Origin of the sequence: Micromonospora kangleipakensis (assembly GCF_004217615.1) — a bacterium.
Taxonomy (GTDB): domain Bacteria; phylum Actinomycetota; class Actinomycetes; order Mycobacteriales; family Micromonosporaceae; genus Micromonospora; species Micromonospora kangleipakensis.
This window is the reverse complement of record NZ_SHLD01000001.1, coordinates 6,063,795-6,080,121: the sequence shown is the minus strand read 5'-3', so window position 1 is coordinate 6,080,121 and position 16,327 is coordinate 6,063,795. Positions and strand designations below refer to the sequence as shown.

The 16,327-nt window shown below is 74.7% G+C and carries 10 protein-coding genes and 3 pseudogenes; 6 read left to right on the top strand and 7 right to left on the bottom strand.

The genetic code is table 11. From position 1 onward, the window contains the following. Window positions 1-47 precede the first annotated feature (47 nt). The 3 pseudogenes from EV384_RS37480 to EV384_RS37470 form a co-directional block, all read right to left on the bottom strand. Window positions 48-3,665, bottom strand: a pseudogene (locus EV384_RS37480) (PAS domain S-box protein); the annotation flags it as partial. Between the two features lie 45 nt (window positions 3,666-3,710). Further along, window positions 3,711-4,049, bottom strand: a pseudogene (locus EV384_RS37475) (response regulator transcription factor); the annotation flags it as partial. 159 nt (window positions 4,050-4,208) lie between these two features. Then, window positions 4,209-5,657, bottom strand: a pseudogene (locus tag EV384_RS37470) (sensor histidine kinase); the annotation flags it as partial. A 439-nt stretch (window positions 5,658-6,096) separates the two neighbouring features. Between EV384_RS37470 and EV384_RS28980 the strand changes: the two are divergent. The 5 genes from EV384_RS28980 (at window position 6,097) to EV384_RS28960 (ending at window position 10,757) form a co-directional block, all read left to right on the top strand. Then, on the top strand, window positions 6,097-6,462 hold the full coding sequence (locus tag EV384_RS28980; RefSeq protein WP_130338264.1) for a YciI family protein: 366 nt from the start codon (window positions 6,097-6,099) through the stop codon (window positions 6,460-6,462). Between the two features lie 268 nt (window positions 6,463-6,730). Further along, entirely contained in the window at window positions 6,731-8,179 is a 1,449-nt protein-coding gene (pyk, locus tag EV384_RS28975; RefSeq protein ID WP_130338262.1) for a pyruvate kinase, read from the top strand. After that, on the top strand, window positions 8,176-9,057 hold the full coding sequence (locus tag EV384_RS28970) for an acyl-CoA thioesterase (RefSeq protein WP_130338260.1): 882 nt from the start codon (window positions 8,176-8,178) through the stop codon (window positions 9,055-9,057). Before pyk ends, EV384_RS28970 begins: the two co-directional genes overlap by 4 nt. Before the next feature lie 78 nt (window positions 9,058-9,135). Continuing rightward, complete coding sequence (locus tag EV384_RS28965) at window positions 9,136-9,606, top strand: RrF2 family transcriptional regulator (protein WP_130338258.1); 471 nt, start codon at window positions 9,136-9,138, stop codon at window positions 9,604-9,606. 122 nt (window positions 9,607-9,728) lie between these two features. Next, window positions 9,729-10,757, top strand: a complete 1,029-nt coding sequence (locus tag EV384_RS28960) for a sulfite exporter TauE/SafE family protein (RefSeq protein ID WP_130338256.1) — start codon at window positions 9,729-9,731, stop codon at window positions 10,755-10,757. A gap of 426 nt (window positions 10,758-11,183) precedes the next feature. Here the strand turns inward: EV384_RS28960 and EV384_RS28955 are convergent, their stop codons facing one another. The 3 genes from EV384_RS28955 to EV384_RS28945 all read right to left on the bottom strand — a co-directional run bounded on the left by EV384_RS28955 (window position 11,184) and on the right by EV384_RS28945 (window position 14,387). After that, a complete protein-coding gene (locus EV384_RS28955) occupies window positions 11,184-12,617 on the bottom strand; it encodes a pyridoxal-dependent decarboxylase (protein ID WP_242624346.1) in 1,434 nt (477 codons plus the stop codon). A gap of 234 nt (window positions 12,618-12,851) precedes the next feature. After that, the gene (locus tag EV384_RS28950; RefSeq protein WP_130338254.1) at window positions 12,852-13,847 is read right to left on the bottom strand and encodes an LLM class flavin-dependent oxidoreductase; all 996 of its coding nucleotides are present in this window, start codon (window positions 13,845-13,847) and stop codon (window positions 12,852-12,854) included. 60 nt (window positions 13,848-13,907) lie between these two features. Then, a complete protein-coding gene (locus EV384_RS28945; protein WP_130338252.1) occupies window positions 13,908-14,387 on the bottom strand; it encodes an Lrp/AsnC family transcriptional regulator in 480 nt (159 codons plus the stop codon). 102 nt (window positions 14,388-14,489) lie between these two features. Between EV384_RS28945 and EV384_RS28940 the strand changes: the two genes are divergently transcribed. Continuing rightward, complete coding sequence (locus tag EV384_RS28940; protein WP_130338250.1) at window positions 14,490-15,650, top strand: trans-sulfuration enzyme family protein; 1,161 nt, start codon at window positions 14,490-14,492, stop codon at window positions 15,648-15,650. A 7-nt stretch (window positions 15,651-15,657) separates the two neighbouring features. Here EV384_RS28940 and EV384_RS28935 read toward each other — a convergent pair whose 3' ends face one another. Continuing rightward, on the bottom strand, window positions 15,658-16,308 hold the full coding sequence (locus tag EV384_RS28935; protein WP_130338248.1) for an NAD-dependent epimerase/dehydratase family protein: 651 nt from the start codon (window positions 16,306-16,308) through the stop codon (window positions 15,658-15,660). Between the last annotated feature and the right edge of the window lie 19 nt (window positions 16,309-16,327).

Genomic DNA, 16,327 nt, shown 5'->3' with positions numbered 1-16,327 from the left:
ACACGGCGGGTGCAACGCCGAGACCCGGATTGTGGGTGGGGACACGCTCAGCCGACGTGCCGGATCACCACCAGGGCCTGGTCGTCCTCGCCGCCGGCGAGGTCGGCCAGCAGCGCGTCGGCGATCGCCTCCACCGGCCGGTCACGGACCGCCTCCACCGCCCGGTGCAGCGCCGCCACCCCCTCGTCGTACGCCCGCTCGCGGCGCTCCACCAGCCCGTCGGTGTACGCCACCAGCAGGTCACCCGGGCCGAACGGCACGGTGGTGACCGTCATCGGCTCGTCCACCATGCCCATCGGCAAGGCGTTGACGGTGTGGACCGGCTCCGCCGGCCGGCCCCGGGGCAGCAGCACCGGATGCGGATGACCGGCCCGGGCGACCCGTACCTCCCCGGCCACCGGGTCGACCACCATCACCAGGCAGGTGCCGAGGAAACCCACCCCCAGCAGGTCGGTGAGCCGGAGCAGCACCTCCTCCAGCGGCACCCCCAGCCGGATCAGCGTGTTGAGCATGGTGCGCAGCTGCGCCATGTCGGCGGCCGCCTCCACCCGGTGCCCGACCACGTCGCCGACCACCACCGCGAGCCGGTCCTGGTCCAGCCGGACCAGGTCGTACCAGTCCCCGCCGAGGTGCAGGCCGCTCATCGCCGGCTGATAGCGGGTGGCGATCTCCAACCCGCTCGGGGTGCTCCGCGCCGAACTGCGCAGCCGCCCGGCCAACCGGGTCACCAGGTTGTGCTCGGCGGCGGCCAGCCGGACCCGCTCCAGGGTCTGCTCGCACAGGTCGGCGAGGGTGTCCAGCAGCGTCAGGTCGCTCTCGCGCAGCGACCGTTCCCGCCGCCAGCCGAAGCCCAGCGCGGCGATCGGCCGGCGCTGCGCGTCGAACAGCGGCAGCGCCACCGTGGTGACCATGCCGTGCGCCCCGACCGGGTCCGGCAGGCCGGGGAACCGGGCGGCGAACTCGGCCCGGTTGCGCAGGATGATCCGCTCACCGGTGCGCAGCGCCCGGGCGATCGGCCGCGGGTCGTCGATCATCAGATCGCGGTAGGTGGCGGCCAGCCCGGTGGGCACCTCGTCGTTGTACCAGAGCCGGATCCGGCGCCCCTCGTCGTGGATGGCGAGGCCGGGCAGGGCGGCCCCCAGCGCGATCGGCGCCGCGGTGAGGATCACCTCGACCGCCTCCGTGGTGGACCGGGCGACGCTCAGCCGGGCCGCGAAGTCGGCCATCGCCTGCGCCGAACCGGTCAGCTCGGCCCGCTGCAGCGCCTGGCTGCACAGCCCGGCCACCGCGTGCAGCAGGTTGCGCAGCGCCTCGTCGTCGGCGACCGGCCGCGCCCAGCGGACCTCCAGCGCGCCCAGCGCGCCGCCGTCGCCGTACCGCAGCGGCAGGCAGATGCCCGCCGTCCGGCCGCCCGCCGGGTCGACCGGCAGCACGACGTTGTCGCGGACCGCCCGGGCCAACGGCTCGTCGGCCTCCACCGGCAGCTGGCCGGCCGGATCGCCGCCCCCGGCCACGTCGAGGGTGAGCGCGCCCGGCGGGGCGATCGCGACCCGGAGCGCGGCGGCCCCCACCACCGACGGGACGACCGTGGTCACCACGTCGACGATGGCCGCCCGGCCCCGCGCCGAGCTGAGCGCCCCGGCCAGCCGGGCCAGCCCCTCCGCCTGCCGCAACGCCCGCTGCCGGTCGCCGATGTCCCGGGCCACCGTGGCGACGAACGCGGTGCTGTCCCGCCCGTCCCCGGTCGTCACCGTGAACGTCTGGTGCTCCACCTCGAACTGCTCGCCGGTGTCCAGGCGGACCAGCCGACTCTCCGCCCGGTGCTGGCCCTCGCGCAGCGCGGTGGGGATCAGCTCGCGCCGCCACACCTCCCGTACGTCCGGCGCGGCGAAGTCGACCAGTCCCAGCCCATCGACCCGGTCGACCTCGCCGAGCCCGACGAGCTGCCGGCCGGCCGGGTTGACGTAGACCGCCCGGCCGTCCGGGGTGGCCACCGCGATGAAGTCGCCCGACCGCTCCACCAGCGCCTGGAACAGCCGCAGCTCGGCCTGCGCGGCCCGCTCGGCGCTCAGGTCAGTGGCGTACGCCAACCAGCGCAAGGGCTTCCGCTCCAACGCCACCACGCCGATCTGCACCGGCACCCGGCGCCCGTCGGCGTGCCGGTACTCCTTGTCGTACGCCCGGGCCCGGCCGCTCTCCGTCAGCTCCGCCAGGGCCCGCGCGTCGGCCTCCTCCCAGCCCGGGGGAGTGAGGTCCGACAAGGTCAACCGCCCCCGCGCCACGTCCTCGGCGGTGTAGCCGAGCAGGGCGAGGAACGCCTCGTTGGCCTCGGTGATCCGCTCCTCCTCGCCGCCGAAGACGGCGAGCACGTCGGTCGCGGCCAGCCGCTCGTGGCGGGCCCGCTCGGCGCCGAGCGCCTCCAGCAGCCGGGTGCGTTCGGTGACGTCGACGATGGTGAAGCCGAGCCCGACCAGCTCGCCGGTGTCGGCGATCCGGATCGGGAAGTAGCTGGCCACCACGTGCTGCCGGCCGGTCGCCGGCGGGGCCGCCTCGGCGGTGAACTCGACACCGACGATCGGCCCGTGCGCCAGGGCCCGGCGCATCAGCTCCTCGATCCGCGGCTCGTACACCGGCAGGCACTCGCTCGGCCGCCGGCCGAGGTGGTCGGCGGCGGGCAGCCGGTTCATCGCCGCCAGCGCCGGGTTGACCAGCAGGTAGCGCAGCTCGGTGTCGACCAGGCCGACGCCGACCGGGGCGCTGTCCAGCAGCGCCTCGCTGACCGTGGCGGTGCGCCGGGCCGCCGCCTCGGCCCGCTGCTGGTCGGCCCGGGCGGCCGCCTCGGCCCGCCAGGCGCGCTCCCGCTCGGTGGCCTCCCGGACCGCGTCGCGCAGCCCGTCGGTGAGCGCGTGCTGCTGGCGTACCGCCTCCACCCGGCGCAGCGCCTGGCTGCCGGCGGCGGTGAGCAGCCCACCCAGCATCCGCTCGTCGGCGCGGACCGCGCGCGGCGCGGCGAACGCCACCCAGACCGCCCACGCCCGGGTCGGGGTGCTCAGCCGCCCGCCGACCCCGAACACCGCCGCGTCCGTCCCCTCGTCGTCCCCGGGCCGCGCCAACCGGGCCGCCACCGTCGGGTCGAGTTCCGCCACGGCCACCGGCCCGGCCGCGGTGTGCGCCGGGCCGTCGCCGTCGCGGGGGAGCAGGTACGCGGTACCGGCGAAGGCCTGGCTCAGCGCCGCCGCGGTCAGCGCGAGCACCTCGTCCTCGGCGGCCACCTCGGCGAGCCGGTCGGCCAGCGCGGCGGCGGCCCGGTGCCGCTGCGTCACCGCGTGCTCGGCGGTCACGTCCCGGACGGTGCCGACCAGCAGGGTGCGGTCGTGTTCCGGGTCGCGCACCTCCGTCGCGGAGACGGAGACCCAGTGGGTCCGGCCGTCCCGGTGCTGGAACGGCACCTCCCACGCCCCGGTGCGCTCGCCGAGCAGGTGCACCAGCGCCCGGTCCAGCAGCGCCCGCTCCTCCGGGTGGGTGACCGGGTCCGGCCACCACGGGTACGGCGGCGGATACGGCGCGTCCGCCTGGCCGTAGCCGGTCAGCCGCTCGAACGTCTCGTCGACCTGGAAGACGACGCCGTTCTCGTCGGCGACCCACACCCCGTCGGTGATCGACTCGACCACCTGCGTCGCCCACTCGCCCCGGCGCAGCCGGGCCCGGGCCCGGGCCAGGTTGGCCCGCACCCGGGCCAGCAGCTCACTCGCCGAGAAGGGCTTGACCAGGTAGTCGTCCGCGCCGGCGGCGAGCCCCTCCACCGCCGCCTCCGGTCCGGCCCGGGCGGAGAGCAGCACCACCGGCAGGTCCGCGGTGCGCGGGTCCGCGCGCAGCGCGGCGAGCAGGCCGAAGCCGTCCAGGTGCGGCATCATCACGTCCGCCAGCACCAGGTCCGGCGGGTCGGCGACGATCGCCGCCAGCGCGGCCCGGCCGTCCCCGGCGGTGCGGACCCCGAAATGCGGCGCGAGCAGCTCGGTGACGTAGGCACGCAGGTCCGGGTTGTCGTCGACCAGCACCACCCGCGGGGCGTCGGGCGGTCCGGTCACCTCGCCCGGGCCGGCGGGCCCGCCCAGCTCGTCGGCGAGCGCCGCCGCCGCCGTCGTGGGCGCGGCCGACACGGCGGTCCCGGCCGCCGCCGCGTCGCTTCCCGAGCCGTACGGGATCCGGACGGTGAAGGTGGCCCCCTCGCCCGCTGCGCTGGCCACCTCGATCTGCCCGCCGTGCAGGGCGACCAGCTCCCGGACCAGCGCCAGGCCGATGCCGCTGCCCTCCGCGGAGCGGCCGGCCGGGCCGGTCACCCGGTGGAAGCGCTGGAAGAGCCGGGGCAGCTCGTCGGCCGGGATGCCCACCCCGGTGTCCGAGACGGTGAGCCGGAGCCGCCCGCCGTCGTCGGCGACCGCCAGCCGGATCGTCCCGGTCACCGTCGCCTTCAGGGCGTTGGAGAGGAGATTGAGGACGACCTTCTCCCACATCACCCGGTCCAGGTACGCGGGGCGCGGCAGCCGGGCGCAGTCCACCTCGAAGGTGAGCCCGGCGCGCTCGATGGCCGGCGCGAACGCGGCGGCCAGCTCCCGGGTGAACCGGGCCACGTCGAGGGCGACCCGGTCCGGCACCAGCCGGCCCGCCTCGATCCGGGTGAAGTCCAGGACGCTGTCGACCAGCCGGTGCAGCCGGGCGGCGTTGCGGTCGACCAGTTCCAGCCGCCGCCGCAGCGGCTCCGGCAGCGGCTGCGCCGGGTCGGTGAGCGCGTCGCGTACCGGCCCGGCGATCAGGGTCAGCGGGGTGCGCAGCTCGTGACTGACGTTGGCGAAGAAGGCCGACTTCGCCGCGTCCAGTTCGGCCAGCGCCTCGGCCCGACGGTGTTCCGCCTGGTACGCGCGGGCCCCGGCGAGCGCGGTGCCGATGTGCCCGGCCAGCAGGTCCACGAAGGCGCGGTAGTCCGCGTCGACCGGGCGGCGCGGGTTGAGCCCGGCGATCAGCACCGCCGTCGGGGCGGCGGCGCCGGGCTCCGGCACCGGCACCACGGCGACCAGCGGGGTGCCCGGGCGGTCGGGGTCGTCGGTCGGGTCGAGGGGGAGCAGCCGCGGCTCGCCGCTCGCCAGCACCTCGGCCAGCGGCCAGGACTCCTCGGCGCCGGCCGGGGCGCCGGCCTCGTTGCCGTGGACCGGCCGCAGGCCGTCCTCGCCGGCCAGGTAGAGCCGGACGAACGGCACGGCCGGGCTGCCGGCCAGGGCCTTGACCGCCCGCCGGCCCACCTCCTCCGGCGCGGTCGCGTCGACCAGCCCGGCGGTGAGGGTGCTGAGCAGCCGCAGCCGACGCTCGCTGACGACCCGCTCGGTGGTCTCGGTGACCACGGTGAAGACGCCGCCCGGCGCGCCCGACTCGTCGATGATCGGGCTGTACGAGAAGGTGAAGTAGACCTCCTCGACGAAGCCGTTGCGGTCGAGCAGGAGCAGCTGGTCCTGGTTCCAGGTGGCGCCCCGCCCGGCCAGCACGTCGGTCAGCATCGGGCCGATGACGTCCCAGATCTCCGGCCAGACCGCGGCCGCGGGGCGACCCAGCGCGTCCCGCTTCGACAGGCCCAGGATCGGCCGGAACGCGTCGTTGTAGAGCATCACCAGCTCGTCGCCCCAGAGCAGCAGCATCGGGAAGCGCGAGTGCAGGCAGATGGTCAGCGCGGTGCGCAGGCTCTGTGGCCAGGAGTCGATCGGGCCGAGCGGGGCGGTCCAGTCGTGGTCGGCGATCGCCGCGCCCATCTCCCCGCCGGCGGCGAAGACGTCCTGCCACCGGGAGCTGTCCGGCGGCGTGCCGGCGGGCGCGCTGCCGCTCACCTGGGACCTCCGCTCGGTGCTTCTCGGCCCTACTACCCGGAACGTACCAGCGGCGCAGCGGGTCGGCGTTTCTCGATCTTGCCGGGCCGCGATCCGGCGGGACGAACGGCCCAGCAGGTCGGCTACCGGGCCGGCGCGGGGGCAGTTGCGCCGAGCGCCCGCTGCGGCGGTCCGGCTCGTGCGACGCTGTGCCCGGGTCGGACGAACGTCGGGAGGGGGCGCCATGCCGGACACGCCGCAGGTCGACTTCGCGCTCGACACGTTCGAGTGCATCGTGCTGTACCCGGGTCCGTCGGGTCGGGCCCTGCCGGAGGAGACGGTGCAACGGCTGCAGGCCGAGCATCTCCAGCACATGCGCGCGCTGCACCGGCGGGGGGTCATCCTGGTCGACGGCTCGGTGGACGGACCGGCCCGCGAGCCGGACCCGCCGATCGGCTTCGGCCTGGCCCGGACCGGCTCGGTGGACGACGTCCGCAGCGTGATGGAGGCCGACCCGGCCGTGCAGGCCGGCCTCTACCGGGTGGACGTGCTGACCTTCCTCTGCCCGGCCGGCTCGCTGGAGTTCCCGCTCGCCGAGACGCAGAGCTGAGGCCGCACCTCCGCTCCGGCTGCCCGCCCGACCACGCGTTCCACCTCGGCCGCACCCCCGGCCCGGCGCGGACCCACTCCAGGAGCACCCCAGTCGGCGCACGAGAGCGAGCGGTACGATTTCGGCCGCGCGGTCGCCGATGCCCGCCGACATACGATGTTCCGGTGCGGTTCCGTCCGCCCGCTGCGCGGGGATCGCGCCGTTGGACAAAGTTCCGCAGCCCGCATGGGATCGGCCGGCAGGTCGATCCGAAGGAGAGACTAGCCTGATGGGCGTGACACGCCGCGCGAAGATCGTCTGCACTCTCGGCCCCGCCACCTCGTCCCCCGAGCGCATCCGGGGCCTGGTCGAGGCGGGTATGAACGTGGCGAGGCTCAACTTCAGCCACGGCAGCCACGAGGATCACGAGTCGGTGTACCGCCTGGTCCGCGAGGCGGCCGACGCGGCCGGCCACCCGGTGGCGATCCTCGCCGACCTGCAGGGCCCCAAGATCCGGCTGGGCCGGTTCGCCGACGGCCCGCACGAGTGGCGGACCGGCGACTCGGTGGTGATCACCGGTGACGACATCGTGGGCAGCAAGGAGCGGGTCTCCTGCACCTACCGCAAGCTGCCGCAGGAGGTGAAGCCGGGCGACCGGCTGCTGATCGACGACGGCCGGGTCGCGGTCGAGGTCAGCGACGTCACCGGCAACGACATCCGGGTTCTGGTCACCGAGGGTGGCCCGGTCTCCAACAACAAGGGCGTCTCGCTGCCCAACGTGGCGGTCAGTGTGCCGGCGATGTCGGAGAAGGACGCCGAGGACCTGCGGTTCGCGCTCGGCCTGGGCGTCGACCTGATCGCGCTCTCCTTCGTCCGCTCGGCCGAGGACATCAAGCTGGTGCACGCGATCATGGCCGAGGAGGGCGTGCACCGCCCGGTGCTGGCCAAGGTCGAGAAGCCCGAGGCGGTGGACCACCTGGAGGCGATCGTGCTCGCCTTCGACGGCGTGATGGTCGCCCGCGGCGACCTCGGCGTCGAACTCCCGCTGGACCAGGTGCCGCTGGTCCAGAAGCGCGCGGTGCAGCTCTGCCGGGAGAACGCCAAGCCGGTCATCGTGGCCACCCAGATGCTCGACTCCATGATCGAGAATTCCCGGCCGACCCGTGCCGAGGCCTCGGACGTGGCCAACGCGGTGCTCGACGGCGCGGACGCGGTGATGCTCTCCGGCGAGACCAGCGTCGGCAAGTACCCGGTGCTGACCGTCAGCACCATGGCGAAGATCGTCACCACCACCGAGTCCGGCTCGATCGGGGTGCCCCGGCTCCAGCACGACCCGCGTACCCACGGCGGCGCGCTCACCGTGGCCGCCTCCTCGATCGCCCGGGCCATCGGCGCCAAGGCGCTGGTCGCCTTCTCGCAGACCGGCGACACCGTCAAGCGGCTGAGCCGGCTGCACTGCGACCTGCCGCTGCTGGCCTTCACCCCGGTCCCCGAGGTGCGGAACCAGCTCGCGCTCTGCTGGGGCGTGGAGACCTTCCTGATGCCGTTCGTCGAGCACACCGACGACATGTTCCGCCAGGTCGACCAGGCGCTCCTCGGCCTCAACCGGGCCAACCCCGGCGACCACGTGGTGATCGTGGCCGGCAGCCCGCCCGGCACCCCGGGCTCCACCAACACCCTGCGCGTGCACCAGCTCGGCTCGCTGGTCGACGCCGCCTCCGCGCGGGCCCTGCAGTGACCGAGCGTCCGGCGGCCGGCCAGGCCGCGGTCGACCAGCTGCTGGAGGTCCTCGACCTCGACCACACCGGCGAGATGACCTTCCGAGGGATGAGCCCGCCGGTCGGCCCGCAGCGGGTGTACGGCGGTCAGGTCGCCGGCCAGGCCCTGGTCGCCGCCGGGCGCACCGTCGACGCGGAACGCTTCGTGCACTCGCTGCACGGCTACTTCGTCCGCCCCGGGGACCCGGTCGAGCCGATCGAGTACCAGGTGGAGAACATCCGCGACGGGCGTTCCTTCTCGGTACGCCGCTCGGTGGCGTTCCAGCACGGTAAGCCGATCTTCTTCATGTCGGCGTCGTTCCAGCGGCAGGAGGAGGGGCTGGACCACCAGGCCCCCACCCCGCCGGACGTGCCCGGGCCGGAGGACGTGCCCACCATGGCCGACCGGCTCTCCCGCTACCCGGAGCGGCTCGGCATCTGGGGGCAGATCCCGCGCCCGATCGACGTCCGGTACGTCGGCGAGCCGGGCTGGGTGCGCCCCGGCGACCGGCCCGCCGACCCGTACCAGCGGGTCTGGATGCGGATCGACGGCAAGCTGCCCGACGACCCGCTGCTGCACGCCTGCGCCCTGACGTACGCCTCCGACCTGACCCTGCTCGACTCGGTGCTGTCGGTGCACGGCGAGGTCTGGGGCCCCGGCGGCGTGGTCGGGGCGAGCCTCGACCACGCGCTCTGGTTCCACCGGTCGTTCCGGGCCGACGAGTGGTTCCTCTACGACTGCTGGAGCCCCTCCGCCTCGGGTGCGCGGGGGCTGGCCACGGGCCGGATGTTCACCACCGACGGCCGGCACATCGCCAGCGCGGTGCAGGAGGGGCTGCTCCGCCGCGTCGGCGCCTGACCGGCCGGGGCCGGGTCGTGACCGATCGGCCGAGGGTCGCCACCCCGGGCGGCTGATCAGCGGACTAACCTTGCCGACATGCGTCTCTCCGCCCGGGTCGACTATGCCCTCCGCGCGGCGGCCGAGCTGGCCTCGGTCGCCGACGGCAGGGCGGCCGAACGCAGTCGACCGGTGACCGCCGAGCAGATCGCCCGGGCCCAGGAGATCCCACCGAAGTTCCTGGAGAGCATCCTGCTCCAGCTGCGCCGGGGCGGGATCGTGCACGCCCAGCGCGGCCCGGAGGGCGGCTACTGGCTGGCCCGGCCGGCGGCGGAGATCTCCCTCGCGGAGGTCATCCGGGTGATCGACGGCCCGCTGGCGCACGTCCGGGGGCAGCGACCGGAGCAACTCGGCTACCACGGCGCCGCGCGGGCCCTGCAGGACGTGTGGATCGCGCTGCGGGCCAGCGAGCGGGAGATCCTCGACCTGGTCACCATCGCCGACGTGGCCAATGGCACGCTGCCCGGCCGGGTCAACGAGCTCGCCGCCGACCCGCGCGCCTGGAGCTGATTCGCGCCCCACACGGGCCGTCCGGCGCGTCCCATCAACCGGATAGAGGACTTGACCGGAGCGTCTCCGTGCCGCATTGTCGACCAAGTCGATAGGAGATGCCGAAAAGTCAGGGGGCGCTCGTGCGCAAGCTGCTGATCCTCGCTCTGGTCGGGCTCGCGGCGCAGCTGGTCGACGGCGCGCTCGGCATGGCGTACGGGTTGACCTCGTCCACCCTGCTGCTCTTCGCCGGGGTGGCGCCGGCCGCCGCCTCCGCGTCGGTGCACCTGGCCGAGATCGGCACGACGCTCGCGGCCGGGGTGGCGCACTGGCGGTTCGGCAACGTCGACTGGCGGGTGGTCGGCCGGATCGCCGTGCCGGGAGCGATCGGCGCGTTCGCCGGCGCCACCTTTCTGAGCTCCATCTCCACCGAGACCGCGGCGCCCTGGATGGCCGCGATCCTGTTCACCCTCGGCGCGTACCTGCTGGTGCGCTTCTCCCGACCGCTGCGCGCCAACCGGGCCGCCGGCCCGCTGCGCGGGCGGTTCCTCGGTCCGCTCGGCCTGGTGGCCGGCTTCGTCGACGCCACCGGCGGCGGGGGCTGGGGGCCGGTGGCCACGCCCGCGCTGCTGGTCTCCGGCCGGATGGAACCGCGCAAGGTGATCGGCTCCGTGGACACCGCCGAGTTCGTGGTGGCGGGCGCGGCCAGCGCCGGCTTCCTGATCGGCCTCGGCGCCGAGGGCTTCCTGCTGCCCACCGTGGCGGCGCTGCTGGTCGGCGGCCTGGTCGCCGCGCCGATCGCCGCCTGGCTGGTCCGGATCGTCCCGGCCCAGCTGCTCGGCGCCACCATCGGCGGGGTGATCGTGCTGACCAACGCCCGGACGCTGATCCGCGCCGGCGAGCTGGGCGGGCCGGTCCCGCCCCTGCTCTACGTGCTGCTCGCCGCCGGCTGGCTGGTCGCGCTGGTCCTGGCGGTCCGCGCGCTGCGGCGTACCCGCCGGGCCCGGGCCCTCGCCGACGCGGCGCTCGCCGCCGACGCCACCCCGGCGACGACGGTCGCCACCGACGGCAGCCCGGCGACGACGGTCGTCACCGACGCCAGCGGGGCGGTCGAGCCCGCGATCGCCGACGCGGACCGGTCCCGTCGACTGGCCGCGGCCGTCGAGGGCTGATCCGCTCCAGACGGCTGCGCCTCGGGGGAGGGGATCTCGCCCCCCGCCTGACGCTGGCCGACGAAGGTCAGTGGCAACTGACCTGGCCGCCGCGGGATCCCGACGTATGTCACCGACGGTTGCCGCCCTGCGCGGCCGGCTTCCCCGCACCATCCCCTTTGCTCTGCTTCAACCGACGCAACACCCCCTTGACCAGCGCCATCCTCGTTCGCGGCTGGCGGTGGCCCGGCGGGTCCCGCGACTCTGCGTCCCTGTTGTCTCCGGTGAAGCAGAGCAAAGGATGTCCGCGAGACCCTGCCGGCCCGGCCGCCGCTTGCGATGAGGGCTGGCCGGTGTGGACGGCCGGCCGGCACGGAGCCGCCGCCCCCACGTCGCGCGCTGGCGGTCGCGTGGGCGGGCGCCGGCCCCGAGCCGGTCGTCGTCGGGTCAGCCGGCCAGTAGGCCTTCGGCGGCTGCGGAGAGCAGGTCCCACGCCTCGTCGACCTGCTTCTCGGTGGTCAGCGGCGAGCCGACCGCCAGCCGCAGCGTGTACCGCCCTTCCACCCGGGTGTGCGTCAGGTGCACCCGACCGGTGTCGTTGACCCGGCGCAGCAACTCGGCGTTCGGCTCGTCACCCGCCCGCAGCCGGAAGCAGACCAGCGAGAACGGATGCGCGGCGGCCAGCTCGAACCGGTCGTCGGCCTCGATCCGTTCGGCGAAGCGGTCGGCGAGGGCCACCCCGGTGCGGATGTGCGCCCGCAGCCCCTCCACCCCGTACCAGCGGAGCACGAACCAGAGCTTGAGGGCCCGGAACCGCCGGCCCAGCGGCACCTGCCAGTCCCGGTAGTCGAGCACCGCGCCGGACTCGGTCGCGGCGTTGCGCAGGAACTCCGGCATCACCGTCAACGCCTCGATCAGCTCGCCCCGGTCGGCCACCCAGAACGCGTCGCAGTCGAAGCCGGTGAGCAGCCACTTGTGCGGGTCGAAGCAGTAGGAATCGGCGTGTTCCAGGCCGGCGTGCGACCAGCGCAGCTCCGGGCAGACCGCGGCCGCTCCCGCGTACGCGGCGTCGACGTGCAGCCAGACGCCGTACTCCGCGCAGATCGCGCCGATCTCCGGCAGCGGGTCGACGGCGGTGGTGGAGGTGGTGCCGATCGTCGCCACCACGATTGCCGGCGTCACCCCGGCGGCCCGGTCCGCCTCGATCGCCGTCCGGAGCGCCTCGGGGCGCATCGCCTGGGTACGCGGGTCCACCTCGACCGCTCGGACCCCGTCCGCGCCCAGCCCCGCGATCCGGGCGGCCTTCTCGATCGAGGAGTGCCCCTGGGTGGACGTGTACGCCCGGTACCGCCGGTCGATCCCGTCCACCCGCCAGCGGCCCTTGCTGGCCCGGTGCAGTGCGGCGAGCGTGGCGACCAGCGTGGCCGAGGACGCGGAGTCCTGGATCACTCCGCCGCCCCGGCCGGTGGAGCGGAACCGCTCCGGCAGGTCGAGCAGCCCGGCGAGCCAGTCCAGCATCACCGTCTCCAGCTCGGTGCAGGCCGGACCGGTGGCCCAGAGCATGCCCTGCACCCCCAGACCTGAGCTGACCAGGTCGCCGAGCACGCTCGGCCCGGAGGTGTTGGCCGGGAAGTAGCCGAAGAAGCCCGGATGCTGCCAGTGGGTCAGCCGCGGTGCGATCACGCTGTCCAGATCGGCCAGCACCGCCTCGACCGGCTCACCCCGCTCGGTCGGGCCGGCCGGTAGCGCGGCGGCCACCGCGCCCGGCGGGTCCTGCGAGGTCACCGGTCGCTGCCCGAGCGTCGTCCAGTAGTCCGCGATCCAGTCGACCACCGCGTAGCCGGCGCGCCGGAACTCCTCGGGGTCCATGTGCTCTGCCATGACCCCGAGTCGATCAGGTGACCCGCCCCGGATCAAGGGGCGGGACGGTTCGCTGAATCCGGCCCGGAAAAGCAGGCACCGGGCCGCCGACCGCGGAATCCGCACAGTCGGCGACCCGGTGCACCACACCGCAGCACCCCCGACCCGTCCCGACCGGGAATGCCGTACCACCACCGGTCACAAAGCTATGGGAGCCCCGCGACGGTGGGGTGACGTCGCTATGAAGAGCGTGTTTCAGCCGTTCCGCCGCAGGCCACCGGCCACCTTCTCGGCGACCAGCTCGAAGGAGCGCACCCGATCGGCCACGTCGTACACCATCGTGGTCAGCATCAGCTCGTCCGCGCCGGTGCGCTCCAGCAGCTCGCCCAGCTGCCGGCCCACCGTCTCCGGCGAACCCATCGCCTGGCCCTCCCGGCGCTGCCGGACGAAGTCGCTCTCCAGCTCGTCGTACGGGTACGCCGCCGCCTCCTCCGGGCTCGCCAGCGGCTCCGGGCGACCCGAGCGCAGCTTCAGGAACGACAGCGAGCTCGGCCCGGCCAGCCACTCCGCCCGCTCGTCGGTCTCCGCGCAGACCACGTTCACCGCGACCATCGCGTACGGCTGCTCCAGCCAGCGCGAGGGCCGGAAGCTCTGCCGGTACAGCGCCAGCGCGGGCAGGGTGTTCTGCGCGCTGAAGTGGTGCGCGAACGAGAACGGCAGCCCGAGCAGCCCGGCGAGCTGGGCGCTGAACCCGCTCGACCCGAGCAGCCACACCGCCGGGGACTGGCCGCGCCCCGGGGTGGCCGTGATCGGGCCCGGCTCCTCGCCGCTGAAGTAGTTCATCAGGTCCGCCAGCTCCCGGGGGAACCCCTCGGCCGACAGCCCCTCCGTGGTCCGGCGCAGCGCCAGCGCGGTCACCTGGTCGGTGCCCGGCGCCCGGCCGATGCCCAGGTCGATCCGCCCCGGGTGCAGGGCCTCCAGGGTGCCGAACTGCTCGGCCACCACCAGCGGCGCGTGGTTGGGCAGCATCACCCCGCCCGAGCCCAGTCGGATCGTCGAGGTGTTGGCGGCCAGGTGGGCGAGCAGCACCGCCGGGGCGGAGCTGGCGATCGCCGGCATGTTGTGGTGCTCGGCCACCCAGAACCGGCGGTAGCCCAGCTCCTCGGTGCGGCGGGCCAGCTCGGTGGTGTGCCGCAGCGCCTCGCCGGAGGTCGCCCCACGGGCCACGGGAGCAAGATCAAGAACAGACATCGGTACGTCGATCACTGGTGGAGCAACCCGTCCCACGCCGGAATTGTTCCGGATGGTGCCCTAGCCCATACCGCGCGCCTGCTCGAAGATCAGGCTGGTCTGGGTGTGCTGCACCGCCGGATCCACCGCCAGGTGGTCGAGCACGAAGTCCCGCAGCGCGTCCCCGGAGGCCGCCCGCACGTGCAGCACGTAGTCCTCCGCGCCGGCCACGTGGAACACCGACACCACCCCCGGCAGCCGGACCGACCGGGCCCGGAACGCGTCCACCGCCGCCCGTTCGTGCGCGGTCAGCCGCACCGACACCAGCGCCTGCAACGGCAGCCCCACCGCGGCCGGATCGACCTCGGCGTGGAAGCCGCGGATCGCCCCGCACTCGCGCAGCGCCCGGGTCCGGGTCAGGCACGTCGAGGGCGCCACCCCCACCCGCTCGGCGAGGGCGTTGTTCGGCAGCCGGCCGTCGGCGGCCAGCTCGGTCAGGATCGCGCGGTCGACGTCGTCCAGGGCCGCGAACGGCCGCACATCATTCGGTGCAACGGGCATGTGAGCATCCTTCACCGAACCGTAGAACGTTGGAAGAGCTGGCAGCAGAATCTTCTTCGCATCTATTGCCTCTTGCTGGGCTGATGTTCGACCCTTCCGGTCATGACAGCCGTGGACACCAGAGCCGTGCACGCCGGGCGCGACGACCTCGCCGGTCTCGGCGTCCACGTGCCGCCCATCGACCTCTCCACCACCAACCCGCTGCCGTCGGTCGACGACGGCGGCGACGCGTACGAGACCCTCGCCACCGGCGGCACCCTCCCGGCCGGCGGCAGCGCCGTCTACCAGCGGCTCTGGAACCCCACCGTGGCCCGGTTCGAGACCGCGCTCGCCGAACTCGAGGGCACCGCCGAGGCCGTCGCCTTCGCCAGCGGCATGGCCGCCCTCACCGCCGCCCTGCTCGCCGCCACCCGCGACGGGAAACGCCACATCGTCGCCGTCCGCCCCCTCTACGGCGGCACCGACCACGTGCTCGCCACGGGCCTGCTCGGCACCGAGGTCACCTGGGCCCGCCCGGACGAGGTCGCCGCCGCCGTCCGCCCCGACACCGCGCTGGTCATCGTCGAGACCCCGGCCAACCCCACCCTCGACCTGGTCGACATCGGCGCCCTGGCCGCCGCCGCCGGCGACGTCCCCCTGCTGGTCGACAACACCGTCGCCACCCCCGTGCTCCAGCAGCCCGCCCGGCACGGCGCCGCGCTGGTGCTGCACAGCGCCACCAAGAGCATCGGCGGCCACGGCGACGTCCTCGCCGGCGTGGTCGCCTGCGACCCCGGCTGGGCCGCCCGGCTGCGCCAGGTCCGCGCCGTCACCGGGGCGATCCTGCACCCGCTCGGCGCGTACCTCCTGCACCGCGGCCTGCAGACGCTGCCGCTGCGGGTCCGCGCCCAGCAGGCCGGCGCGGAGAAGCTGGCCATCTGGCTCGCCGGCCACCCCGCCGTCGAGCGGGTCCACCACCCGGTGGTGCACGACCCGGCCGGGCTGGTCGGCCGGCAGATGTCCGGCACCGGCAGCCTGCTCGCCTTCGAGGTACGCGGCGGCGCGCCCGCCGCGGCGGCCGTCGCCGGGGCCTGCGAGCTGATCACCCACGCGGTGTCGCTCGGCGGGGTGGACACCCTGATCCAGCACCCGGCGTCGCTGACCCACCGGCCGGTGGCGGGGGAGGCCAAGCCGTGCGGCGGGCTGCTGCGGGTCTCCGTCGGGCTGGAGGACCCCGAGGACCTCCGTGCCGACCTGGAACGGGCGCTCGCCGCGATCGGCTGAGCGCCCCTCAGCCCAGGTCGCGGCTCTCCAGCACCCGCCGGGGAGAACCTTCCCGGGCCACTCGCAGCATCGCGCGGCCGACCAGCTCGGTGGTCGTGACCTGACCCGGGAAGAGCCGGCGCAGTACCGGATAGAGCGGCGTCGTGATCCGGTACAGCACCCGGTACCAGCCGGTCTTCGACACCGCGCCGTGCATCGGCTGGATGAAACCCGGCCGGAAGGCGTACCCGTTGGGCAGGAGCGCGAGCACCGCGTTCTCCGTCCGGCCCTTGACCCGCGCCCACCTGGCCCGCCCCCGCTCCGACGAATCGGTGCCGGCACCGGAGACGTAGACGAAGGTGAGCCCGGGGCTCGCCTCGGCGAGGGTGCGCGCCGCCGCGAGAGTGTAGTCGTAGGTGACGCGGGTGTAGTCCGCCTCGTTCAGTCCGGCGGCGGAGACCCCGAGGCAGTAGAAGCAGGCGTCGAGGCCGGTGAGTTCGTCGGCGATCGGGGCGAAGTCCGTGAAGTCGCGGTGGATGATCTCGCGCAGCTTCGGGTGCCGTAGCCCGGTGCCGGTGCGGCCGACGACCAGCACGCTCTCCACGTCGTCGGCGAGCAGGCACTCCCGCAGCACACCCTGCCCGACCATCCCGGTCGCGCCGAAGACGACGACCCTCATGCGGCGTCGGTACGGGTGC

Bases quoted from the DNA above. Each gene is read 5' to 3' on its own strand.
- EV384_RS28980 (WP_130338264.1), top strand. From the start codon at position 6,097: ATGCCGGACACGCCGCAGGTCGACTTCGCGCTCGACACGTTCGAGTGC.
- pyk (WP_130338262.1), top strand. From the start codon at position 6,731: ATGGGCGTGACACGCCGCGCGAAGATCGTCTGCACTCTCGGCCCCGCC.
- EV384_RS28965 (WP_130338258.1), top strand. From the start codon at position 9,136: ATGCGTCTCTCCGCCCGGGTCGACTATGCCCTCCGCGCGGCGGCCGAG.
- EV384_RS28955 (WP_242624346.1), bottom strand. From the start codon at position 12,617: ATGGCAGAGCACATGGACCCCGAGGAGTTCCGGCGCGCCGGCTACGCG.
- EV384_RS28950 (WP_130338254.1), bottom strand. From the start codon at position 13,847: ATGTCTGTTCTTGATCTTGCTCCCGTGGCCCGTGGGGCGACCTCCGGC.
- EV384_RS28945 (WP_130338252.1), bottom strand. From the start codon at position 14,387: ATGCCCGTTGCACCGAATGATGTGCGGCCGTTCGCGGCCCTGGACGAC.
- EV384_RS28940 (WP_130338250.1), top strand. From the start codon at position 14,490: ATGACAGCCGTGGACACCAGAGCCGTGCACGCCGGGCGCGACGACCTC.
- EV384_RS28935 (WP_130338248.1), bottom strand. From the start codon at position 16,308: ATGAGGGTCGTCGTCTTCGGCGCGACCGGGATGGTCGGGCAGGGTGTG.